Origin of the sequence: Xanthomonas sp. LMC-A-07, assembly GCF_030208825.1 — a bacterium.
Classification (GTDB): domain Bacteria; phylum Pseudomonadota; class Gammaproteobacteria; order Xanthomonadales; family Xanthomonadaceae; genus Xanthomonas; species Xanthomonas campestris.
In genome coordinates this window covers 677,833-700,257 of record NZ_JARVTF010000005.1, presented here as the reverse complement: position 1 = coordinate 700,257, position 22,425 = coordinate 677,833, and the positions used below count along the sequence as shown (strand labels likewise).

Sequence of the window (22,425 nt, the reverse complement as noted above, 5' to 3'; positions counted from 1 at the left end):
AATCTCGGCAATCACCCCAACTCGATGCAATCGAACTTCACGTCCGGATCCACATCGGCGTCGTAATCCACGTCGTCGCGCTCGAAGCCGAACAGCTTGAGGAACTCGTGCTTGTAGCCGACGTAGTCGGTGAGGGCAAACAGGTTCTCGGTGGTGACCTGCGGCCACAGCGCCTTGCAGGCGTCCTGTACGTCGTCGCGCAGTTCCCAGTCGTCCAGGCGCAGGCGGTTCTGCTCATCCACTTCGGCGCGCTGGCCGTCTTCGCGGTACAGGCGCTCGCGGAACAGGCGGTCAAGCTGTTCGATGGTGCCTTCGTGCAGGCCCTTTTCCTTCATGATCTTGTAGACCATGGAGATGTACAGCGGCATCACCGGGATGGCCGCGCTGGCCTGGGTCACCACCGACTTGAGCACGGCCACATTGGCGCCGCCGCCACTGGCCTGCAGGCGCGCATCCAGCCGCTGAGCGGTGTGGTCCAGGTCGACCTTGGCCTTGCCCAGCGCGCCGTGCCAGTAGATCGGCCAGGTGATCTCGGTGCCGATGTAGCTGAAGGCCACGCTGCGCGCGCCCTTGGCGAGCACGCCGGCGCCGTCCAGCGCGTCGATCCACAACTCCCAATCCTGCCCGCCCATCACGGTGATGGTGTCTTCGATCTCCTGCTCGGTGGCCGGCTCGATCGAGGCCTGGATGATGGTGTCCTTGTTGGTGTCGATGGCGGTGGCGGTGTAGGTGTTGCCGATCGGCTTGAGCGCCGAACGCTTCACTTCCCCGGTGCTCGGCAGCTTGCGGACCGGCGAGGCCAGCGAATACACCACCAGGTCCACCTGCCCGCCCATCTCGGTCTTGATCAGCTCGATGACCTTGGCACGTGCTTCATCGGAGAACGCATCGCCATTGATCGATTTGCTGTACAGGCCGGCGGCCTTGGCATGCGTGTCGAAGGCAGCCGAGTTGTACCAGCCGGCGGTGCCGGCCTTCTTGTCGCTGCCGGGTTTTTCGAAGAACACGCCCAGCGTGTCCGCGCCGAAACCGAAGGCCGCGGTGATCCGCGAGGCCAGGCCGTAGCCGCTGGATGCGCCGATCACCAGCACCTTCTTCGGGCCGTCGTTGCGCACGCCGCGCGCACGCGTGGCGGCAATCTGGTCGAGCACGTTGCGCTCGCAGCCGAGGGGATGCGTGGTGGTGCAGATGAAGCCGCGCACTTTGGGATGGATGATCAACGTGGACTCCTGGTCAGCAAGATGCTGGCGGCATCTTAGGGCCTGACAGCGCGCTGGGGTAGGTCGCACGCGCCACCCAGGCGGTGCCTGCACACCCACGCGACGGGTGAATCGCTTGTGCGCCAATGCACCTCGCGCACGGGCATCGCGTGCGCATGCAGCGCGCGGACGTGCAACGGCGCGGCACTGAATGCGCTGGCTGGCGTGACGGCCAGTGCCTGCATCGCACTACGCGCGCTTCCACACGCTGCTGTATGGAAGCGTATCGGTCGGCAGCGCTGCGCACGCAACCGGTGCCTGTGCCTCAGGTGCAACATGCGCGCCGATGCCGAGGCAGCGCACCTTCACCTCAGTGCGTGGGCGCCCGCAATGCACCTTCACAGCACACCTTGGCGTGACCCCAGACGCCGCGCCGCGAACAGAGACCATGGTCGAATTTCGGCACCAGTGGCTGTGCTATGTTCCGGCCCTGCCGTGCCGTGCCTGTCCGCGCCCTATTGGCGATCGTCAAGGCCCCTTTCAGCTGTACGACCGGTAGTCAAGCGAATGTCCCTCCGAAGCGAGCGCGTCACGCAGCTGGGCTCTGTCCCGCGGTTCCGCCTTGGGCCATTGCTGGTCGAGCCGGAGCGGCTCACGCTGATTGGCGACGGCGAAAACATCACGCTGGAGCCGCGCATGATGGAGGTACTGGTGGCGCTGGCCGAGCGCGCCGGCGAGGTGATCAGCGCCGAGCAATTGCTGATCGATGTCTGGCACGGCAGCTTTTACGGCGACAACCCGGTGCACAAGACCATCGCCCAGCTGCGCCGCAAGCTGGGCGACGACAGCCGCCAGCCACGCTTCATCGAAACCATCCGCAAACGTGGTTACCGACTGCTGCCGAAGGTGATCTTTCCCGAGGATTACCGCGGTGCGTTGCCGGGCATGGGTGCGTGGGGGCACGGCAGCCCGTACGTGGGCCTGCGCGCGTTCGACCCGGACCATGCGGAGGTGTTCTTCGGCCGCAGCCACGCCATTGCGCAGGTGCTTGCCGCAGTGCGCGCGCAGTTGCAGAGCCAGCGCGCGCTGGTGCTGCTCAGCGGGGCCAGCGGCTGCGGCAAGACCTCGTTGCTGCGCGCCGGTGTGGTGCCGTTGCTGGCGCAGCCCGGCGGGCTGGATGGCCTGCAGGCGGTGGCGGTGGCGTATTGCAGCCTGGCGGCGTGCCGCGGCGGCGATGTGGCCGACACCCTGACGCGTGCACTGGCCGAGTGGGCAGCGGACGGGCGCGCGGTGTTTTCTGCCGCGCAGATGGCCACCTGCACGCAGTGGCTGACGCAGCCGGCGGCGTTGCATGCGGCCATTGCCGAGGCGATGCGCCACGCCGCCCCCGCCCGCGAGACCGTGCAGACACACCGCCATCTGTTGCTGGTCATCGACCATGCCGAAGCGCTGGTGGCCACGCCCGGCATCACCGCGCAGGACCGCGCGGCTTGCACGGCGTTGCTGCAGGCGCTCTGCGCCAGCACGCACGTGGCGGTGTTGATGGTGACCCGCAGCGATTTCTATCCGCGGCTGATCGAAGCGGTGCCGGAGCTGGTGGAACTCAAACGTGGCGACGGCCATGTGGATCTGCTGCCGCCACGCGACGGCGAGATCGGCCAGATCATCCGCGTGCCCGCGGCGATGGCCGGGCTGCGTTTCGAAGAAGACCACGACAGCGCCAGCCGCCTGGACGATGTGCTGCGCGACGCCACCGCGCGCCAACCCGATGCATTGCCGCTGCTGCAGCATCTGCTGCAGGCGCTGCACGAACGCCGCAGCGACGATGGTTTGCTCACCTTTGCCGCGTATCGCGCACTGGGTGGGCTGGAAGGCGCACTGGCGCACCATGCCGAACAGACCTTCCGCGCCCTGCCCACCCCTGCGCAGGCTCACCTGGGCGACGTACTGACCCAGGTGAGCGTGATCCACCCCGACAGCGCAGCCGTTACGGCGCGGCGGGCGGTGTGGTCGGCATTGCCCGATGCCAGCGGCGCGCGCGCACTGGTGGATGCCTTCGTGCAGGCGCGCCTGTTCGTCAGCGAACTGGTTGCCGGCGAGCCGGGCTTTGCGGTGGCGCACGAAGCCTTGCTGCGGCAATGGCCGCGCGCCAGCGAATGGATCCATGAAAACCGCCGCCTGCTGCAGGCACGCAAGCGCCTGCAACTGGCCGCGCAGCGCTGGGCCAGCGAGGGCCGCCGTGACGATCACCTGCTCAACAGCGGCCGCCCCCTGAGCGAGGCGCGCGAAGCGGCGCGGCGCATGCCGCAGGACCTGGACGCGCTGGACCTGGCGTTCCTGCACGCCTGCGAGCGCGCGCACCGGCAACGGCGCGGACTGTATGCCGCGGCCGCCGCCTTGCTGGTGGTGCTGGCCAGCGCGTCGCTGCTGCTGGGCTGGCAGGCGCGGCAGGCGCAGCAAGTGGCCGAACAACGCCGCGACGAAGCGCAACAACTGGTGGGCTACATGCTGGGCGATCTGGCCGAGCAATTGCGCACCGTGGGCAACCTCAAACTGCTCGACAGCGTGGGCACGCGCGCACTGCGGTATCTGGAAGAACTGCCCAATGCCAGCATGCAGGCCGGCGATCTGATCAACCACGCCCGCGCCCTGCGTACCACCGGCGAAGTGCTGATGAATCAGGGCAAGCTGGACCAGGCGCATGCGGCCTTCACCCGCGCCGCAGCCACCGCCGCGCAGGCACGTACGCTTGCCCCGGATGTCTTGGAGGCGCATGCGGAAACCGGCCAGGCGGCGTATTGGCTGGGCGCCATGGCCTACCGCAACAAGCAGTTCCCGTTGGCGCGCCGGCACTGGGCGCAGTATCTGGCCGCGAGCGAATGGCTGGTGCGCGCCAAACCGGACGATCCGCGCTGGCAGCTGGAGTTGTCGTACGCACTCAACAACCTGGCGATGCTCGCCACCACGCAAGGCAATGCCACAACAGCGATTGGATTCTTTGCGCGCGACATCGCACTCAAGCGCGTGCTGGTAGCGCGCACGCCGGACAACGCATCGCTGCGTTATGAATTGATCGACAGCCTCTCGGGGCTGAGCCTTGCACAGGAAAACCAGGGCCTGCTGGCGCCGGCCGAGCAGGGCTATCGCGAGCAACTCGCCATGCTGCGGGTGCTGGTGGATAAAGACCCGGATGCACATGCGTGGCGGCGGCGCCTGGCCGGCTCGTTGATTCGCACGTCCAACCTGGCGCTGGCGCGTGGCCAGCTGGTGCAGGCGCAGCAAGATGCGCGCGAAAGTCTGCGTCTGCTGCAGCCGCTGGCGGCGCTGCAGCCGGACAATGTGGCGTGGCGGCGCGACCTGGCGCACGCCTATGCGCAGGCCGGCTGGGTGGCCGCGCTGGATGGGCACGCAGGGGACGCCGCGCAGCAGCTGGCACGCGCGCAGCAGACCATGGCCGAGCTGCTGCAACAGGCGCAGCCACTGCCGGAATGGCAATGGCTGGATGCCATCATCGCGCTGCGCATGCAGGCCGCGCGCACACCGCCGCTGGCGCAGGACTTCGCCCCGATCGTGGCCCGGCTGGAAACCCTGCACCGCGCAAAACCCGATGAAGTGGTCGGTATTTCAGCGCTGGCCCAGGCGCTGGTCTGGCACGGCGAACAACGCGCCGCCGCCGGCGATGACGCCGGTGCGCGCACGGCGTGGCAACGCGCACTGGCGGTGCTCGGCAAGGACGCGGGCAACAGCCGCGACAAGAATTTGCTTGACCCCTGGATCCGCGCACACGTGCATCTGGGGCAACGCATCGCCGTTACGCAACAGCTCGGATGGCTGTACCAAGCGGGCTACCGCCACCCGGGATTCGTCTCCCTCTATGCCCCGCTTTTCAAAGGACAGGACAAGTCATGACGGAATTGAAGGCAAAAGAAAAAGGCAAAGCGAAACCGACCGTGATCATCACATTGACCGTGGCTCGCGTGGAGTTTGGCGGCAATACCGGAAAGGGCGAGTACTTCTACAGTTTCTCACCGGATCTGCTGCTAGTCGGCAAGGGACAACAGGACGTGACCCTGGTGTACCGCTTCGACGATGAGGTGCCTTATCAGTTCCGCATTCGTAGCCTGCTTAGCTCCGATGCGCATGATCAGATCAAGAAGCCTCACATTGCCGAAGATGGCCGCAGTGTTTCGGTCATGAACAAAAACAACAAGGCAACGCTGATCTTTTTCACCGTGATCATCGAAGATGAAAAACGCAAATTGCTGTTCAGCTGCGACCCGCAGGTAGGAAACGACCCGCAAATCTCCCCGCAGTAAGGCATGGCCGCACCTGTCTGGCGGCCGGCCGCTGGACAGGTGTTTGTGTTGCCGCCGATGGCGCATCACAGGTGGATGAGATGTACCGACTGAGCGCGTGATGCTGCAACGGCGCCTTGTCGGGGTGTTCGCTGGACCATGCCCGCAAGACGGGCGCATCGCTCGGACAGATCCCACGCTGCCCGATATTCAGGGCGCTGCCAGCACTTTCAGATCGCCCCTGCGCGCACCCATGCGTGCGGCTGCAACCGTACGCCCGGCTCGGGCTCGTTGCTGAAAGCCACGTTGATCTGGCCGCGGATGGCCAGACCGCCCGGTACCCCGCCGTGGCCGTTCCAAGGCGGACAGCGGCGGTTACGCGCGCAGGCCATTGAGCCCAAGGCGATCGCCAGGCTGGCGCAAGGCCGGGGCGCCGCCGCCCCCGGTGCCACCGCGCAGGGGGTGATCAGCACCTTGAGGTCGCGCTCGCTTGGAGGCAGGGTGTGCAGCGCGGCGCGTGCCCAGGCGCCGGGGAGTTCGGGCTGGGTGGGTGCCGCCCAGGCGCTGGTGGAGAGCAGGACGATCAACACGATGAGGTATCGGACCAGGCGCATGACGGACTCCGCAGCGGACCGGAGCGCGACGCGTCCCCGAGCGGCTCCCGTGGCCGCCGGACGACCTTCGTGGCTGGCAAGGCGCATGACCTGACGGCAACCTTACGGTTGCTGCTGGAAACTGCCGAAGCGTGGAAATGCTTGCTGAAACAACCACATGCGCAGATCACGCGTTGGTCGCAACGGGCCTGTTCCGCAGCCCACCGCAGCCGTTTGGAGACGGACTAGCCGCCGGATTCTGTCCATGAACTCCGTTCTAGCTCGACCGGCCAGACCGAGCTCAACCAATAACCCGACGTCAACACCGCAAGGCCAACGCAAAGCCCCCTCCACTCACCGGGCCAGGGAATAGCTCTTCCGATTCCCGATTCCCGATTCCCGATTCCCAACTCCCCATTCCCCGCCCTCAAATCACCCGCAACGTAATCGCCTTCAGCACCGCACGGGTGCGGTCGCGGGTGCCGAGCTTGTCCAGGATGGTGGAGACATAGTTCTTCACCGTGCCTTCGGCCAGGAACAGGGTGCGGGCAATTTCCTTGTTGGAGTAGCCGCCGGCGAGCAGGCGCAGGATCGCCACCTCGCGCTCGTTGAAGGTCTCGCGCGGGGCCTGCTGGTCGCGGAACTGGTAGCGGGCGCGTACCGGGTCGGTGCTGACCGGCTGCAGCAGGGTCTCGCCGGCGGCCACGCGGGCGATGGCTTCGTGCAGGTCGTCCGGGGCAGCGTCCTTGAGCAGGAACCCCTGCGCGCCGGCCTCGCAGGCACGCAGCAGCAGGTCGCTGTCGTCGAAGGTGGTGAGCAGCAGCACCGGGGTGCGGTCGCCGCGCGCGCGCAATTGTTCCAGCGCGGCAATGCCGTCAAGGCCGGGCATGCGGATGTCGCTGAGCACCACGTCCACGTGGTGCGTGGCCAGCGCATCGAGCAGGGCCTGGCCGTCGTCGGCCTCGCAAACCACGGTAATGCCCTGCTGCTGCAACAGCGCGCGCAAGGCCGCACGCACCAGCACCTGGTCATCGGCCAGGGCGATCCGGAGCGCGCTCATGCCGGCAGCCTGGCGGTGAGGTGCAGGCCGCCGTGGGCGGCGCGGCGCAGGTCGAGCTGACCGCTCAGCGCGGCCAGGCGTTCGCGCATGCCGGCGATGCCGTTGCCTTCGTGGATCTGCTCGGCGCAGCGGCCATCGTCCTGGATGTCCACACACAATGCGCCGGCGTCGCAGCGCACCGCCACGGTCACCGTGTCGGCATCGCCGTGGCGGGCGGCGTTGGTCAGCGCTTCCTGCACCAGCCGCACCAGCGCTTCGGCCACCTGCGGGTCGCTCACGCGTACCTGCGCATCGATCTGCAGCCGCAATGCTGGCCGCGGGAACGGCGCGGCCAACGCGTGCAGTGCGGTGTGCAGATCCAGCCCGGCATCGTCGCGCAAGGACTGCACCACGCTGCGGATATCGCCCAGCAGCTCGCCGGACAACTGCTCCAGCATGCGCAGGTCCTCGCGCGGGGCCAGCGCCGGTTCGGCCCGCAGCAGGCGCAGGTGGATGCGCATGGCGGTGAGTTTGTGGCCGGCCACATCGTGCAGCTCGCGGGCCAGGCGCAGCCGCTCGGCGTCGCGGGCGCTGTCGGCCAGCAGCGCACGGGTGGCCAGCAGATCGGCATTGACGTAGACCAGCGCATCGCGGGCGCGCTCGGCGCTGCGTGCGTAGTTGGCGGTGAGCGCGGCAAACGCCTGGAAGCTGGTGTAGATGGCCACCAGCAGGAAGGGACGCGGCACACCCGCCTGCACGAACACCGCGTACATGGCCGCGTTCAACACCAGCATCAGCGCCAGCACCTGCGGCGGCTGCCAGCGCATGGCCGCCTGCGCGGCCACCAGCACCAGCAGCACCGGCGAGGTGCCGGTGCGTGGTTCCAGCCAGATCAGTGCCACCGCCAGCAGGGCCTGCAGCAGCAGCGCCGCATGCTGTGGCAGCGGCCGTGGCGGCAGCAACGCGCGAAACAGGAACAGGGCGGTGAAGCCGATCACCGTGGCCCAGCGCCACAGCCCGTGCGGCGCGAGATCCTGGCCGAACGACAGGGCGACCGCGGCGATGGTGAACACGCCGGCCAGGTTCAGGGGTTTGAGCAGATCACGCAGGAGAGTTGTCATGCGGCGATGCTGACCGCCGCACCCGCCAACAGCAATGGCGGCGATGCAGAAAGTGACTTCCGGCAGGTGGGATCGATGACCTGCGGCCACTGTGGCCGGTGCCGCGCCTGGGCAGACTGGGGTCACTGGCCGAGTGACGGTTCTGCCAGGTGATGCAGGCGCTGGAAACACGCTGCAGGGCACCGGCAGCACCGGCCTTGCAGATGCGGCCCTTCTCCACCGTGCACCCCGTCGCCCTGGCGCATCGCCCCTCACCACCGCCCTCATTCCCGGAGTCACCCATGTCTGCATCTCATCTGCTCACCGCGCTCAGCCTGCTTTGGGTGGGCTACGAACTCTGGCTGCGCCGGCAACGTCGCGCCGCCGATGGCGGGGTGCACGACCAAGGCACGCTGGGACAGTTGTGGCGGGTGTTGTCGCTGTCAATCGCGGTGGCGGTGGGGCTGGCCTTCGCCGGCATCAGCCACTGGCCGCCGGCCTGGCAGGAGCCGCTGCGCTGGGGTGCCTGCGCGCTGATCGCCGGCGGCCTGGGGCTGCGGGTGTGGGCGATCCAGGTGCTGGCGCGCTGGTTCACGGTGGATGTCACCATCCAGGCCGACCACCAACTGGTGCGGAGCGGCCCATACCGCTGGTTGCGCCACCCCTCCTACACCGGCGCGTTGCTGTGCTTCTACGGGATGGCACTGGGCATGGGCAATGCGCTGTCGCTGCTGGTGATCGTGCTGCCGGTGACCTGGGTCTTCCTGCGCCGCATCCGCGTGGAAGAAGCCGCGCTGCGCCGCGCCTTCCCCACCCGCTACGCCGACTACGCCACCCAGAGCTGGCGCCTGCTGCCACTGGTGTGGTGAATACGCACGCGGTCACAGCGGCAGATCCCCGCGTGGCGGCGCTTCGTCAGGCTGGACAGAGATTCGGTGTGCATGGCGCAGACAGTGCCGCCGCCGCGCACTGTGGCACTCTCGCAGACGCGTTGGCGCAACGCTGTGCGGCCCGTGCCGATGCGCCTTCGTCCAAGGCGTGCGGCAACCACCTCCCTCGATGCAGGCGACGCGCCAGCCGCCACCTCGGAGACAGCGATGCCACACCCCATCCGTGCACTGCTTTGCGCCCTCGGCCTGCTGCTCGGCAGCAGCCAGCTCCACGCCGCCGACCTGACCGTGAACCTGAGCGGGCTGCGCTCGCAACAGGGGCAGATCCGCATCGCGGTGGTTGCCTCGCCCGCACAGCTCGACAGCACCCAGCCACCAGTGCAGGCGCAGACCAAGCCGATCACCGGCAGCGCGCCGAGCTTCGTGTTCAAGGATCTGCCACCAGGGCGCTACGCGGTGATGGTCAACCATGACGAAAACGCCAACGGGAAGCTGGATACCAACCTGATCGGCATGCCGGTGGAGGGCTACGGCTTCAGCAACAATCCGCGGGCGATGCGCAAACCCACCTTCGACGAAGCCGCGTTCGATCTGCCGGCCGGCGGCAAGCGCATCGGCATCGAGCTGCGCTGACCCACCCGCCCGACGCGAGGACACCCGATGCAACGACGCCGTTTTCTGCAGTCATTGCTGGCCACCGCCAGCACGACGGCGCTGGCAGGTTGGTCGCTGCGCAGCCTGCCGGCCCAGGCCATGGAGGCAGCGCAATTCCACGCCGGCCTGCAATGCGCGCCGTGGTTGCTGGGCTGGCGCAGCGTCACCCAGGCCAGCTTCGGCCCCACCCGCGTGGCGCTGCAGGGCACGCTGCCCGACGGCCTGGCCGGCAGCCTGTACCGCAATGGCCCGGCCTGGACCGAGCGCGCCGGTTTCCGTTACGACCATTGGTTCGACGGCGATGGCATGGTGCACCGCTGGCAGCTGGGCGGCCGCCAGGTGCAGCATCACGCGCGCATGGTGGCCACGCACAAATTCACCCAAGAACAGCAGGCCGGCCGCTTTTTGTACCGCGCAGCCGGCACCGCAGTGCCGGACCAGCAAGCGGCGCGCAACAACGACGACGTCAATACCGCCAACACCTCGGTGGCCATGCTCAACGGCCGCCTGTTCGCGCTCTGGGAAGCCGGCTCGGCGATCGAACTGGATCCCGATGCACTGAGCACGCTCGGCCCGGTGACCTGGCGCGATGATCTGGCCGCGCTGCCGTTCTCGGCGCACCCGCTGATCGATCGCGACGGCAGCGCCTGGAACTTCGGCTCGATCGGCGTGGTTGGTGCCACCGGCGTGCTGATCTGGCATATCGGCGCCGATGCGGTACTGCGCACAGCGCAGCTGCTGCACACCGATGCGCCGGGCTACCTGCACAGCTTTGCGATGACGCAGCGGCACCTGATCTTCGTGCTGGCGCCGTACCGCCGGCTGGAGGGCGATGGCCCGTTCTTCGAGCAGATGCGCTTCACCCCCGAGGCGCCATGCCGCATCGCGGTGGTGCCGAAGGATGCGCTGGACCAGCCGCGCTGGTTCGAAGCCGACTTCGGCGTGGCGTATCACTTTGCCGATGCCTACGAACACCGCCAGCGCATCGTGGTGCGTGCGCTGGTGCACACCGATCCGGAAGAAGCACGCTCACCGCTGCGCGCAGCGATGCACGGCGATCCGGCGGCCACACCGTCACCGGTGCAGGTGCGCAGCCTGCATCTGGAACTACGCAGCGGCAACGCGCATTGGCAGGCGCATGCGGTGGACAACCTGGAACTACCCACCTTCGATGCGCGCACACCCGGCACACGCGGCGCGCGTCTGTACGCACCGTGCCGCGACGGCTCCACCCCCTCGCCGTTCCTCAACGCGGTGGCCAGCTACGACCTGGAACGCGACCGCCGGCAAGTGCATCGCTACGGTCCGGACATGCTGGCCGAAGAACACGTGTTCGTGCCGCGCCCCGGCAGCGACCGCCCGGACGATGGCTGGCTGGTCGGCACCGTGCTCGACACCACCCGTGCGCGCACCGGCCTGATGGTGCTGGATGCACGCCACGTGGATGCCGGGCCCATCGCCCAGGCCTGGCTGCCGTATGCGCTACCGCTGGGATTCCATGGGCAGTTTGCGGCTGCGTGAGTCAGTGCAGTGGCGCGGTTGGTGCGTGCGCTGGTGAGTGCGCGATGCGGTGCCGGCGCGCTGGTGCGGCAGCGGTTCTGACTGTGCACAGAGGTTATTGAATACTTCCACGGTCCAGTGTGTTGGGTGATCCCTGTAAATGACGTCTGCCTGGTGGTTGGGGCTGGTTCGTTGGCGCCGCACCCTCTGCCTTCGCAGCGCAACCGCACGCTCGCACAAGCCTGCAGGCGCTCGCCAGCGCGGAGCAACCAAATCGCGCAGATGCATACAAAGCCGGTACATGCGCGGATCACGCCACCACCGTTCCGATACCGGAGGCCTTGCGCCGCGCGCTCTGACGTTCGCTGGCGCGGCGATCGTCTTACACTCTGAGGCTGCCCCCGCCGCTCCCCGCCTTCGATGATCATTTCTGCCGCTTCCGATTACCGCGCCGCCGCCGAAGCCCGTTTGCCGCCGTTCCTGTTCCATTACATCGATGGCGGCGCGTATGCCGAACACACCTTGCGGCGCAATGTCTCGGACCTGGCGGATATCGCGTTGCGTCAGCGCGTGCTGCGCAACATGTCCAATCTCAGCCTGAGCACCGAGCTGTTCGGCGAAACGCTGGCGATGCCGGTGGCGCTGGCACCGGTGGGGCTCACCGGCATGTATGCACGCCGCGGCGAAGTGCAGGCCGCGCGTGCAGCCGCTGCGCGTGGCATTCCGTTCACGCTGTCCACGGTGTCGGTGTGCCCGATCGAGGAAGTGGCACCGGCGATCGACCGCCCGATGTGGTTCCAGCTGTATGTGCTCAAGGACCGCGGCTTCATGCGCAACGCGCTGGAGCGCGCCAAGGCCGCCGGGGTGACCACGCTGGTGTTCACTGTGGACATGCCCACGCCGGGCGCGCGCTACCGCGATGCGCATTCGGGCATGAGTGGGCCCAATGCGTCGCTGCGGCGCATGCTGCAGGCGATGACGCACCCGCGCTGGGCGTGGGACGTGGGCCTGCTCGGCAAGCCGCATGACCTGGGCAACATCTCCACCTACCGCGGCAGCCCCACCGGATTGCAGGATTACATCGGTTGGCTGGCGGCCAACTTCGACCCTTCCATCTCGTGGAAGGACCTGGAATGGATCCGCGAGTTCTGGACCGGGCCGATGGTGATCAAGGGCATCCTCGACCCGGAGGACGCACGCGACGCGGTGCGCTTCGGCGCCGACGGCATCGTGGTGTCCAACCATGGCGGGCGCCAGCTCGATGGCGTGCTGTCCAGCGCGCGCGCATTGCCGGCGATTGCCGATGCAGTGAAGGGCGAGCTGAAGATCCTGGCCGACTCGGGCATCCGCAGTGGGTTAGATGTGGTGCGCATGCTGGCGCTGGGTGCCGATGCCGTATTGCTCGGCCGCGCGTTCGTCTACGCACTGGCCGCCGGCGGCCAGGCCGGCGTGGAAAACCTGCTAACCCTGATCGAGCGCGAAATACGCGTGGCGATGATCCTCACCGGCACACATTCGGTGGCCGAGATCAGCGGCGACGCATTGAGCCGGGTAACGCGCGAGGCGGCGGTTGTGCCTTGAGGCTGGGAATTGGGAATTGGGAATTGGGAATTGGGAATTGGGAATTGGGAATCGTTAGAGCATCGCGCGCGTACGGTTTTCGATGTCCTGGGCTTGCTGCTGTTGGTTGAGCTAGCAACAGGCATGGTTGCCTCACAGCGACCAACTCTGCGCCTTTCGTAGGAGCGCGCTTGCGCGCGATGGGGCGTTACCGGGAAGGCCTCATCGCGCGCGAGCGCGCTCCTACGTGAGAGGTGCTGCCCTCAGCTATTCCGATCATATCTAGCGCACGCCACCGGCAAAGTGCCGCAGGCCCATCATGCATGATCTGCACCCGGCACCTAGCCGGGCAAAATCTGCACCCAGCACCTAGCTAGGCAACACCTGCTTCAACGCCAGCACATCCGCCCAGGGATCATTGCGCTGACGCTTGGCACGTTGCACGGCCTTGTCCAGCGGGAACGCATCCGGGCCGCTGAGTTTGCCCAGTTCTTCCCAGCGCAGCGGCACCGCCACGGTGGCGTGCGCGCGCGCGCGTAGCGACCACGAACACACGCTGGTGTTGCCGCGCCCGTTGCGCAGCCAATCAATAAAAATCACGCCGTGGCGCTTGGCCTTGCTCATGGTGGCCACGTAGCGCTCCGGGGCCTGGCTGGCCAAGGCCTGTGCAAAGGCTTCGCAGAAATCACGTGCCTGGTCCCAGCTGGCTTGCGGCATGATCGGCACCACCACGTGCAGCCCCTTGCCGCCCGACAGGCGCACGGCGCTTTCGAGCCCGGCCGCACGCAACTTGCTGCGGATCTCGCGCGCGGCGGCTACCACCTGCGTCCAGGCCACGCCGTCACCCGGATCCAGGTCGAACACCAACCGGTCGGGGTGCTCGGGGTCATCCACCCGCGCGCCCCAGGGATGCAACTCCAGGGTGTTCATCTGCACCAGTTCCAACAGCCCGGACACATCCTCGATGTACAGATAATCTTCGGTGCCGCTCTTCTGCTTGAGCGGGATGGCCTTGATGTGCGCACCAAGATGGTGGCCTTCGTGCTTCTGGAAAAAGCACATGCCTGCAGCGCCATCGGGGCAGCGCAACAACGACAACGGCCGGCGCGCGATCTCCGGCAACACCAGCGGTGCCACCGCGCGGTAATACGCGGCCACATCGCTCTTGCTGATGCCGGCGGCAGGGAACACCACGCGCTCGGGATGCGTAATGGCAACGCCATCTGGCGCGGCGGAGGCCAATGCCTTCGCTTTCCGTGTGGACGGCGCTGCCGGTGCTGTTGACGTTTCCTTTGCCGACGACATACCTGGCGCGCGTGCCGTCTTGGACGATGCGTCCTTATTCGGCGCGGCCGGCTTGCCGGACGCCGCAGACTCGCTGGAAACGCTGCGCTTGCCCGACTTCGCCGCAGACGATGCGCTGGCGGCAGACACCGCACCTCGTTTAGCCACACGTGGCGATGCACTGCCCGTGGCCGCTGCGGACGACTTGCCCGGCTTTCCTGGCTTGGCAGCGGAACTGGCTGCAGATGCCACACGTCGTTTGGCGGCACGCGACCGTGTGCTGACCTCGGCCGCAGTGGAAGACTTGCCCGCCTTCCCCGGCTTTGCAGCCGAACCGCCAGCCGATACCGTCGCAGTGCGCGTCGCTGCAGCACGTGAGGCCTTGCCCGCAGCAGCTGCAGCCGTCCGCGTGCGTGCTCCCCGCGCCTTGCCCGGCGTGGCGCGGTCGCCGCCCAGATCGCTCATTGGTTTGTCCTCGCGTAAACGCTTGAAGGCCGCCTGCCGCAGCAGGCCCTGCTTGGCCCAACCGCGAAACGCCACCTCGGCAATCAACACCGGGCGTACCCAGTGCACATCGCGCGGCCGGCCGGGAATGTGCGCGGGCAATTCCAGCGTGGGCTGCGGGCTGTGCAATGCCTGCAATTGCGCGGTGATCTCGCCGAGCAGGGCACTGTCGAAACCGGTCCCGACCCGGCCCACGTAGCGCAGCTGCGTGCCCACCAGCTGTGCTAGCAACAGGGCGCCAAACCCGCTGCGTGCGCCCTTGGGGTCGGTGTACCCCACCACCACGAACTCGTCGCTGTCGAGCAACGCACGCAACAACTGCTTGCGCTCCAGCAGCGGGGTGGCGCGCAGATCCACGCCGGCAACGCCGAGCAGATCGAACACCAAGTAGCGCAACGGTTGACGCGCAGTGCCGTCGATGGCGCGTTGCAGCGCGGAGAAATCGCTGCGGCCTTGCGCGTCGAGCACCACCAGTTCGCCATCCAGGCGCGCATCGCGCACCGGCAATGCCTGCACGGCTTTGGCAACTTCCGGAAAGCTGTCCGTCCAGGCCTGATCGTTGCGCGAGCGCAGCTGCGCCTGGCCATCGACCAGATCGGCCAGCAACCGGTAACCATCCCACTTGATCTCGTGCAGCCACTGCGCACCATCCGGCGCCTCAGCGCGTAGCAACGTCAGTTGTGCGCGCAAGCCGGTAGGGCAGGCCGCATCGCGCGCGCCCGGCAAGGCCAGTGCACGCGTGCGCCAGTGGGCCTGTGTGGCTGCGGAAGCACGCGGGCGGCTGGCGGATGCGGATTTTTCTGTCACCAACGCCTCGGCCGGCGTGCGTCGACGACGGCTGGCCTTGGCACGGCGCGCCGGCACGGCGGCGGCCGATGGAGTCTCAATCGCCCGCGCTGTGGCGTCGGAATCGGCCACCAACGCATCGGCATCCAGATCGGCGGCATGGGCGTCGTCGCGCTTGATCAACAACCACTGCGGCTGGCGTCCACGCAAGCGGGTGCGTACCAGTGCAAACCCACCGCGCAGCTTGTCGCCCTGCAGGTCAAAGTCCAGCTTGCCGGCATCCAGCGCCGCCAACGCATCGCCGTCGCAGTGCCAGGTGCCGTGGTCGAATACCTGCACGTGTCCCGCCCCGTACTGCCCTTGCGGGATGTCGCCTTCGAAGCCCGCGTATGCGAGCGGGTGATCGTCCACCTGCACCGCCAGGCGTTTTTCGCCAGCACGCAGCGACGGGCCCTTGGGCACCGCCCAACTCTTGAGCACGCCATCGGCTTCCAGGCGAAAGTCGTAATGGCGCGAACTGGCGTGATGCAGTTGCACCACGAAGATCGGCTGCCGATGCGCTGTCGCCGCGGCGTCCTCGGCCGGCTCCGGGGTCTGGTCGAAGCGGCGCTTGCGGGTGTAGTCGCGCAACGACATCGGCGCTTACCCGGCCTTGCGCCGCGACGCCGCCTTCTTGGTGGCTTTCGTGGCGGTTTTCTTGGTCGCTTTCTTTGCCGCCTTCTTGGTGGCGGCTTTCTTGGCCGACGCCGTGTCAGCCGCGGCCGTGGTTTTTTTTGCCGGGGTACGCGTGTTGGCTTGCAGGCTCTTTTGCAACAACGACATGAAGTCCACCACGTTGGTGGTGGCGTCTTCGTGCGAGGCCGGTTCGTCGTCCACCTGCGTGGTGCCGCCCTTGGCCTGGATGCGCTTGCGCAAGATCTGCTCGAGCTTGCCGCGGAACTCGTCGTGGTAGTCCTCCGGCTGCCACTTTCCGGACATCGACTCGATCAGCTGCTTGGCCATCTCCTGCTCCTTGGCGGTGATGCGGTACTCGCTCACCGCCCCGGACGGCAGCTTGAAATCTTCCGGGTCCACCACTTCCTGCTGATAGCGCAGCAGCAGCAGGATCAACGCATCGCCCTGCGGCATCACGGCGGCCAGGTATTCGCGGGTGCGGATCACCACCTTGGCAATGCCCACCTTGCCGGTATCGCGCAAGGTCTCGCGCAGCAGCACATAGCCTTTTTCAGCCTTCTTGCCGGGCACCAGGATGTAGGGCTTTTCGAAGTAGCGCGGGTCGATGTCAGCGGCATCGACAAAGGTCTCGACTTCCACCGTCTCGTGACTTTCCGGCGCTGCGGAGCGGATGTCCTGCTCCTCGACGATCACATAGCTGCCCTTGTCGTACTCGAAGGCCTTGACGATTTCCTTCCACGGCACTTCGTCGCCGGTGTCGGCGTTGACGCGCTCGAAGCGGATGGGCTTCTTGTCGCGCGAATCGAGCATGCGGAAATGCAGGTCCACCTTGCGCTCGCCCGACATCAGCGAGACCGGCACGTTGAGCAGGCCGAACGACAGCGTTCCGGTCCAGATCGGTCGTGCCATTAGTGCGCCACTCCGTGCACGGCCGCATCGGGAATATGGTCCAGCGCCAGCCAAGCGTCCTCGACCACATCGCGGGCATGCGGCCAGTCCAAGCGCGAGTCGCCACGCATGCTTTCCCACTGTGCGGCCAGTGCCTGCTCGCATTGCAGATCGGCACCGCGTGGCCAGTCGGCAGCGTGGGTGACGCGGGCGAATGCATACGCAGGAGAGAGATCGCGCCAGGTGGGCCCGCCGCGCCGGCGACGGCGCTGGAAATCGGCCACGCTGTAACAGTGGAAATCCTGCGCAACACCTACCGCATCGCTCTGCGGCGTACGGCGCTTGCGCTCGGTTAGTGCCGGCGCAGCGTGCGCGCTGAACAGGCGACGATTGGGGCGACGGTCCAGGGGGCGCATGGCGGACTCCACGTGCTGGCGTTCGGGGGAGCACAGCAGTAACGCGCGCGCCGTGAGCCATGCGTGAGAAATTCGCTTGCAAGCTGCGATTTGCGTCGCCTTCACCACCGACGCGGTGAACTGCGTATCCGACCCTGCTGGAGACCCACCATGTCCCGTGACCCCCTGCGCGATCAGCCAACGCACCCCGGCGAACAGCACGGCAAGCGTGACGCCGAACATTACGAAGACCGTGGCGCTGGCGATGCCCCCGAGACCGTCATTCCCGCCGATGACGATACGCCCGCCAAGACGCCCGCCAAGACGCCGGGCACTGCGCCGTAAGCGGGGCGCGTTGGACTGCATGCGGCATGTTGCAGGCGCCGGGAGGCTGCGGTGGGAAGGCTTCATCGCGCGCAAGCGCGCTCCTACCAGGGCGTGTTAACTGCGCAAGAGTGTCGTGAGCGCGAGCGCTAGGTATTTGAGGCTTTTGGCGCATTGAGAATCTGGATGCGCTCTGCCTTGGCGTTTTTTTTCGGAGAAGCCGTGACGAGTGATCCGGGAGCGTGGTTGATCTTGGTCCTGCGCGCTGTTGGTATTCAGCCAACAAGCGAGGTCGTTACACGTCTGCCAGCACCCGCGCAGGGCTACACCCGCTTGGCCAGTTGCAGCTGCGCGAATTCGTCGTCGCTAAACAGGCGCGAGCGCACCAAAAAACGCACGCCCTCGCCGTTTTCCAGCGAAAACATCCCGCCGCGCCCGGGCACCACATCGATGATCAGCTGCGTGTGCTTCCAGTATTCAAACTGCGGCGCGCTGATATAAAACGGCGCACCACCGATCTCGCCGAGCAGCACATCGCGGTCGCCCACGATGAAGTCGCCCACCGGGAAGCACATCGGCGACGACCCGTCGCAGCAGCCGCCAGATTGATGAAACAGCACATCACCGTGGCGCGCACGCAAGGTGTCGATCAGCTGCAGTGCGGGTAGTGTCGCCATGACCTGCAGCGGTAGCGTGGTTGTGGTCTCGGTCACTGCCCACCTCATTTGGCCAGGTGCGGCCTCCTGGCGGAAAGAATACGCGTTGAACTACAACCGAATCGATAGGTTTACGGATGACTCCTGGCACCAAGCGGGATCAGACGCCATGTGACGGCCATGGATCACCGATGCGATCCGACAGGAGGCAGCGAGCTGGGCAGACACAGCCCCCCTTCTGGACGTACGCTTGCGCTCCGGAACCAAGGACTGACTCCATGAAACACGCGACGTTGGGCACCGCCCTGCTTGTCCTGATGCTGCAAGGCTGCCAAGCCTCGACATCGACTCCAGCACCGGCGGCACCGGAACCGGCGGCGGCCAGCACACCACGGCCCGCACCGGCCGCGCCGCAAGTCGCCAGGCCGGCGTTGCCGCCAGAGGCTTGCCAAAGGACAGCAGACGGGTTTGCGGTGTTCCTCGAGGCGATCGCCACAGATCCCGCGCTACGCGCCGCCTACAGTGCACCGCAGCTCGCCGAATACGACTTCGCCACACCACCGAAGCCAGTCGAACGTGCGGCCGAGCCATTCCGGCTGGCGCTGATCGATTCGCGCTGGTCCTACGACGAACCAGACAAGAATGCCGAAGACCTGTCACGGGTGGACCTGAAAATCACCCAGCAAGGCGATCAGATGCGTGCCAGCTTCGTCAGAGCAGAATTTTCCGCAGATGATGAGGTGGTCAAAACGCTTGGCGCCCCCGAGGCGTATGTCTTCGATTACACAAAAGATTGCTGGCAGCTGAGCCAGCATGTGCGTTGATGTAGCTGCCGGCAGCGGGTCGGCACGCCTTCGCAATTGGCAGCATCTACCCAAGGAACGCAACGATGCCCAAATATACGATTCTTGAGTCGGTTGGACGCGGCGTCCAGCATGTCCACGATTTTGAGGACATCGAGCGCCATCACCCGACGCGCGGCAACGAACGCGGGCGTGTCTATGGCACGGTCAATGGCGAACGCGAAGAGCTGCTCGGCAACTACAGAGGGTCTGCCACCGTCTCGCGCGATGGCGACCATTACGTTTCCAAGGATTTTGTCCTACAGGCCGGCGGCTCCAGCGTGGTGCCGGTGCCTGCCATGGCCAGTGGCTACATTGGGCGCGTCGACCGCAGCGATGGCATCGTGCAGATCTATGACAAGCCGGCCAACGATGCCAGCCGCGAGATGATCGCGCAGTACCGGCATCTGGATTTACGCAATACGCAGCTGGAACCGGGCGCCCGTATCGAGTACGGCCAGCCGATCGGCATCCAGGGCGGCTTCAATAATGGCAACCCCAGTGCGTTTGGCAAGCACGTGCATGTGGACATCAACACCAGTTATCTGCCGCAGGCAGAGCGCTACGTGCGGGATCTGGATAGCGGTGTGATCACCACCGATCAGCACCCGCAAACGGCGCAACCCAATCTGACCGGCCAGGCACTGGTGGCTGAGCTGTCGAGTAGCGGGCGCACGGTTGCCACCGCCGCGAGTGCTGCAAGCGCCGCGGCGACGGCCGACAGCGTACTCCGCAAGGACGAACATGGCCCCGCAGTCAAGGCGTTGCAGGAGCGACTCAATCAGCTGGGCTATACCGACGCACATGGCCAGCCATTGGGTACCGACGGAAAATTTGGAGACCGCACCAAGCAGGCCGTGGAAGCATTTCAACGCGATCACCATCTGGAGGCCGACGGCATTGCCGGCCGACACACGCTGGATGCGTTGAAGACGGCGCACACACGGCAGCCGGAACATTCTGCGCCCGTCGCAGCAGAGTCGGCCAGCCGGCACAGCGCTGCGCACAGTGCGCCGCTGCTCTCGGACCAGGCACACCCGCAGCACGTCATGTATCAGCAGGCGGTCGGTGCGTTGGAAAAGCTTGGGTCATCGGCAAGTTTCAAGAACCGTACCGAGCTGGAACAAGCCGCAGGGACGCTGACCCACGACGCCAGCATCAGCGGGCTGACCCGCATCGATCACGTCGTGGCAAGCAAGAATGGGCAAGGGTTGTTCGGCGTGGAAGGAAAGCTGGACGATCCCTCGCATCGGCGAGTGTTTGTCGACCGCGAACAAGCCTCACACCAGAGTCTCGAACAATCGACGCAGAAGCTTCGCCAGGATCTGCCCGCTGCAGAGCAGGAACCCACCCGCGAACCGGCACGCGCCATGTCGATGTAATTCGGGCGCCCTGCAGCCGCACAACAACTAAAACAGTTGTGCGACTACAGGTCTGTCGAAGTGTTAGCCACCGCGCGCGCTGCGCAATGACAGTCAGCAATGTTCCATCATGCGCTACACCGCTCGCCTTGCATCAGAAGAACCCAAGCGCCTTTGGCGAATAGCTCACCAGCAGGTTCTTGGTCTGCTGGTAGTGGTCGAGCATCATCTTGTGGTTTTCGCGGCCGATGCCCGACTGCTTGTAGCCACCGAAGGCGGCGTGCGCGGGATAGGCGTGGTAGCAGTTGGTCCACACGCGGCCGGCCTGGATCGCGCGGCCCATGCGGTACAGGCGCGAGGCATCGCGGCTCCACACGCCGGCGCCCAGGCCGTACAAGGTGTCGTTGGCGATCGCCAGCGCGTCGGCCTCGTCCTTGAAGGTGGTCACCGACACCACCGGGCCGAAGATTTCTTCCTGGAACACGCGCATCTTGTTGTGGCCCTTGAACACCGTGGGCTTGACATAGAAACCGTCGGATAGCTCCCCGTCGAGCATGTTGCGCTCGCCACCGATCAGGATTTCGGCGCCCTCCTGCTTGCCGATGTCGATGTAGGACAGAATCTTTTCCAGCTGCTCGCTGGAAGCCTGCGCGCCGACCATGGTGTTGGGATCGAGCGGGTTGCCCTGCTTGATCGCCGCCACGCGTGCGAGCACTTTTTCCATGAACTTGTCGTAGATCGATTCCTGGATCAGCGCGCGCGAGGGACAGGTGCACACCTCGCCCTGGTTGAAGGCAAACAGCACGAAGCCTTCCACCGCCTTGTCGAGAAAATCGTCGTCTTCGGCCATGACATCGGCAAAGAAGATGTTGGGCGATTTACCACCCAGCTCCAGCGTCACCGGAATCAGGTTCTGACTGGCGTACTGCATGATCAGCCGGCCGGTGGTGGTTTCGCCGGTGAAGGCGATCTTGGCGATGCGCGGATTGCTGGCCAGCGGCTTGCCGGCCTCAAGCCCGAAGCCGTTCACTACGTTGAGCACGCCCGGCGGCAGCAGATCGCCGATGACCTCCATCAGCACCAGGATCGAGGCCGGGGTCTGCTCGGCCGGCTTCATCACCACGCAGTTGCCGGCCGCCAGTGCAGGCGCGAGTTTCCAGCAGGCCATCAGCAGCGGAAAGTTCCACGGGATGATCTGCCCCACCACGCCGAGTGGCTCGTGGAAATGATAGGCAATGGTGTCGCTGTCGATCTCGGAGATGCCGCCTTCCTGCGCGCGGATGGCACCGGCGAAATAGCGGAAGTGATCCACGCACAGCGGCACGTCCGCATTGAGCGTTTCGCGTACCGGTTTGCCGTTGTCCCAGGTCTCGGCGTAGGCCAGCAATTCCAGGTTCTGCTCGATACGGTCGGCGATCTTGAGCAGCACGTTGGAGCGGTCGGTGGTGGAGGTCTTGCCCCACGCCTCCTTGGCCGCGTGCGCGGCATCCAATGCGGCTTCGATATCTGGCGCGGTAGAGCGCGCGATCGAGGTGAAGACCTTGCCGGTGATCGGCGTGGTGTTGTCGAAATACTGACCACCCTGCGGCGCCACCCATGCCCCGCCGATGAAGTTGTCGTAGCGTGGTTTGAAGATGGATTGCGGGTCGGTGTTGAGGGACTTGGCGGAAGGAAGTGCATTCATCGGAGTCTCCTGCAGGGGGGGCGAATCCGCACGTGTATACCCAAGCGCCATTAGCACGCAATGGTGCGCGCGACGCTGTTGCATTGCGTCATCGCCGCGCAGTTGCCGTAGTGCGCATCGCGCTGCAATTGCGCTGCAGCGCGTCATTGCCGAACGCCCCCGTGCAATCTTCAGCCGGCGTGAAATCCACGCCGGT

Annotated in this window: 18 protein-coding genes; 9 read left to right on the top strand and 9 right to left on the bottom strand. The window is 66.1% G+C overall.

From position 1 onward, the window contains the following. Window positions 1–11 precede the first annotated feature (11 nt). Entirely contained in the window at window positions 12–1,220 is a 1,209-nt protein-coding gene (gene fabV, locus QRM89_RS06035; RefSeq protein ID WP_042595545.1) for an enoyl-ACP reductase FabV, read from the bottom strand. Window positions 1,221–1,766: 546 nt separating this feature from the next. Between fabV and QRM89_RS06030 the strand changes: the two genes are divergently transcribed. Further along, window positions 1,767–5,108 (top strand): winged helix-turn-helix domain-containing protein, encoded by a 3,342-nt coding sequence (locus QRM89_RS06030; protein WP_285447520.1) that lies wholly within the window; start codon window positions 1,767–1,769, stop codon window positions 5,106–5,108. Further along, window positions 5,105–5,515 (top strand): hypothetical protein, encoded by a 411-nt coding sequence (locus tag QRM89_RS06025; RefSeq protein ID WP_042595542.1) that lies wholly within the window; start codon window positions 5,105–5,107, stop codon window positions 5,513–5,515. Before QRM89_RS06030 ends, QRM89_RS06025 begins: the two co-directional genes overlap by 4 nt. Window positions 5,516–5,724: 209 nt before the next feature. On the opposite strand, the gene QRM89_RS06020 is transcribed toward QRM89_RS06025, so the two are convergent. From QRM89_RS06020 to QRM89_RS06010, 3 genes are all read right to left on the bottom strand, one after another. Further along, window positions 5,725–6,108, bottom strand: a complete 384-nt coding sequence (locus QRM89_RS06020) for a hypothetical protein (protein ID WP_161963463.1) — start codon at window positions 6,106–6,108, stop codon at window positions 5,725–5,727. Between the two features lie 406 nt (window positions 6,109–6,514). Continuing rightward, complete coding sequence (locus tag QRM89_RS06015; protein WP_042595540.1) at window positions 6,515–7,147, bottom strand: response regulator transcription factor; 633 nt, start codon at window positions 7,145–7,147, stop codon at window positions 6,515–6,517. Then, window positions 7,144–8,247 carry a sensor histidine kinase gene (locus QRM89_RS06010; protein WP_285447519.1) on the bottom strand — a complete coding sequence of 368 codons (1,104 nt, stop codon included), beginning with the start codon at window positions 8,245–8,247 and terminating at the stop codon, window positions 7,144–7,146. Before QRM89_RS06010 ends, QRM89_RS06015 begins: the two co-directional genes overlap by 4 nt. Window positions 8,248–8,528: 281 nt before the next feature. On the opposite strand from QRM89_RS06010, the gene QRM89_RS06005 reads away from it, so the two are divergent. From QRM89_RS06005 to lldD, 4 genes are all read left to right on the top strand, one after another. Next, a complete protein-coding gene (locus QRM89_RS06005; RefSeq protein ID WP_285447518.1) occupies window positions 8,529–9,095 on the top strand; it encodes a PEMT/PEM2 methyltransferase family protein in 567 nt (188 codons plus the stop codon). 228 nt (window positions 9,096–9,323) lie between these two features. Next, the gene (locus QRM89_RS06000; RefSeq protein WP_285447517.1) at window positions 9,324–9,749 is read left to right on the top strand and encodes a DUF2141 domain-containing protein; all 426 of its coding nucleotides are present in this window, start codon (window positions 9,324–9,326) and stop codon (window positions 9,747–9,749) included. A 27-nt stretch (window positions 9,750–9,776) separates the two neighbouring features. Further along, window positions 9,777–11,291, top strand: a complete 1,515-nt coding sequence (locus QRM89_RS05995) for a carotenoid oxygenase family protein (RefSeq protein ID WP_285447516.1) — start codon at window positions 9,777–9,779, stop codon at window positions 11,289–11,291. A gap of 399 nt (window positions 11,292–11,690) precedes the next feature. Further along, on the top strand, window positions 11,691–12,851 hold the full coding sequence (gene lldD, locus QRM89_RS05990; protein ID WP_285447515.1) for an FMN-dependent L-lactate dehydrogenase LldD: 1,161 nt from the start codon (window positions 11,691–11,693) through the stop codon (window positions 12,849–12,851). A gap of 348 nt (window positions 12,852–13,199) precedes the next feature. Here the strand turns inward: lldD and ligD are convergent, their stop codons facing one another. From ligD to QRM89_RS05975, 3 genes are read right to left on the bottom strand one after another with little or no spacing between them, the layout of a single operon-like run. Beyond that, window positions 13,200–16,040: a non-homologous end-joining DNA ligase gene (gene ligD / locus QRM89_RS05985; protein ID WP_285447514.1), complete on the bottom strand. Its 2,841-nt coding sequence runs from the start codon at window positions 16,038–16,040 to the stop codon at window positions 13,200–13,202. Window positions 16,041–16,046: 6 nt separating this feature from the next. Next, on the bottom strand, window positions 16,047–16,988 hold the full coding sequence (locus QRM89_RS05980) for a Ku protein (RefSeq protein ID WP_285447513.1): 942 nt from the start codon (window positions 16,986–16,988) through the stop codon (window positions 16,047–16,049). Beyond that, window positions 16,988–17,383, bottom strand: coding sequence for a hypothetical protein (locus QRM89_RS05975; RefSeq protein WP_343237670.1), 396 nt, complete (start codon window positions 17,381–17,383; stop codon window positions 16,988–16,990). The genes QRM89_RS05980 and QRM89_RS05975 overlap by 1 nt, the downstream gene beginning before the upstream one ends. Before the next feature lie 150 nt (window positions 17,384–17,533). On the opposite strand from QRM89_RS05975, the gene QRM89_RS05970 reads away from it, so the two are divergent. Further along, window positions 17,534–17,707: a hypothetical protein gene (locus tag QRM89_RS05970; RefSeq protein WP_285447512.1), complete on the top strand. Its 174-nt coding sequence runs from the start codon at window positions 17,534–17,536 to the stop codon at window positions 17,705–17,707. A gap of 302 nt (window positions 17,708–18,009) precedes the next feature. On the opposite strand, the gene QRM89_RS05965 is transcribed toward QRM89_RS05970, so the two are convergent. After that, on the bottom strand, window positions 18,010–18,363 hold the full coding sequence (locus tag QRM89_RS05965) for a DUF779 domain-containing protein (protein WP_043877681.1): 354 nt from the start codon (window positions 18,361–18,363) through the stop codon (window positions 18,010–18,012). 257 nt (window positions 18,364–18,620) lie between these two features. On the opposite strand from QRM89_RS05965, the gene QRM89_RS05960 reads away from it, so the two are divergent. Next, a complete protein-coding gene (locus tag QRM89_RS05960) occupies window positions 18,621–19,166 on the top strand; it encodes a hypothetical protein (RefSeq protein ID WP_285447511.1) in 546 nt (181 codons plus the stop codon). A gap of 65 nt (window positions 19,167–19,231) precedes the next feature. Beyond that, window positions 19,232–20,566, top strand: a complete 1,335-nt coding sequence (locus QRM89_RS05955; protein WP_115006558.1) for a peptidoglycan-binding domain-containing protein — start codon at window positions 19,232–19,234, stop codon at window positions 20,564–20,566. Window positions 20,567–20,699: 133 nt separating this feature from the next. On the opposite strand, the gene adh is transcribed toward QRM89_RS05955, so the two are convergent. Continuing rightward, entirely contained in the window at window positions 20,700–22,229 is a 1,530-nt protein-coding gene (adh, locus tag QRM89_RS05950) for an aldehyde dehydrogenase (protein WP_285447510.1), read from the bottom strand. Window positions 22,230–22,425 lie beyond the last annotated feature (196 nt).

Bases quoted from the DNA above. Each gene is read 5' to 3' on its own strand.
- QRM89_RS05965 (WP_043877681.1), bottom strand. From the start codon at position 18,363: ATGGCGACACTACCCGCACTGCAGCTGATCGACACCTTGCGTGCGCGC.
- QRM89_RS06010 (WP_285447519.1), bottom strand. From the start codon at position 8,247: ATGACAACTCTCCTGCGTGATCTGCTCAAACCCCTGAACCTGGCCGGC.
- QRM89_RS05970 (WP_285447512.1), top strand. From the start codon at position 17,534: ATGTCCCGTGACCCCCTGCGCGATCAGCCAACGCACCCCGGCGAACAG.
- ligD (WP_285447514.1), bottom strand. From the start codon at position 16,040: ATGTCGTTGCGCGACTACACCCGCAAGCGCCGCTTCGACCAGACCCCG.
- QRM89_RS06005 (WP_285447518.1), top strand. From the start codon at position 8,529: ATGTCTGCATCTCATCTGCTCACCGCGCTCAGCCTGCTTTGGGTGGGC.
- QRM89_RS05955 (WP_115006558.1), top strand. From the start codon at position 19,232: ATGCCCAAATATACGATTCTTGAGTCGGTTGGACGCGGCGTCCAGCAT.
- QRM89_RS06020 (WP_161963463.1), bottom strand. From the start codon at position 6,108: ATGCGCCTGGTCCGATACCTCATCGTGTTGATCGTCCTGCTCTCCACC.
- QRM89_RS06015 (WP_042595540.1), bottom strand. From the start codon at position 7,147: ATGAGCGCGCTCCGGATCGCCCTGGCCGATGACCAGGTGCTGGTGCGT.
- QRM89_RS06030 (WP_285447520.1), top strand. From the start codon at position 1,767: ATGTCCCTCCGAAGCGAGCGCGTCACGCAGCTGGGCTCTGTCCCGCGG.
- QRM89_RS06025 (WP_042595542.1), top strand. From the start codon at position 5,105: ATGACGGAATTGAAGGCAAAAGAAAAAGGCAAAGCGAAACCGACCGTG.
- adh (WP_285447510.1), bottom strand. From the start codon at position 22,229: ATGAATGCACTTCCTTCCGCCAAGTCCCTCAACACCGACCCGCAATCC.
- QRM89_RS05980 (WP_285447513.1), bottom strand. From the start codon at position 16,988: ATGGCACGACCGATCTGGACCGGAACGCTGTCGTTCGGCCTGCTCAAC.
- QRM89_RS05995 (WP_285447516.1), top strand. From the start codon at position 9,777: ATGCAACGACGCCGTTTTCTGCAGTCATTGCTGGCCACCGCCAGCACG.
- lldD (WP_285447515.1), top strand. From the start codon at position 11,691: ATGATCATTTCTGCCGCTTCCGATTACCGCGCCGCCGCCGAAGCCCGT.
- QRM89_RS06000 (WP_285447517.1), top strand. From the start codon at position 9,324: ATGCCACACCCCATCCGTGCACTGCTTTGCGCCCTCGGCCTGCTGCTC.
- QRM89_RS05960 (WP_285447511.1), top strand. From the start codon at position 18,621: ATGAAACACGCGACGTTGGGCACCGCCCTGCTTGTCCTGATGCTGCAA.
- QRM89_RS05975 (WP_343237670.1), bottom strand. From the start codon at position 17,383: ATGCGCCCCCTGGACCGTCGCCCCAATCGTCGCCTGTTCAGCGCGCAC.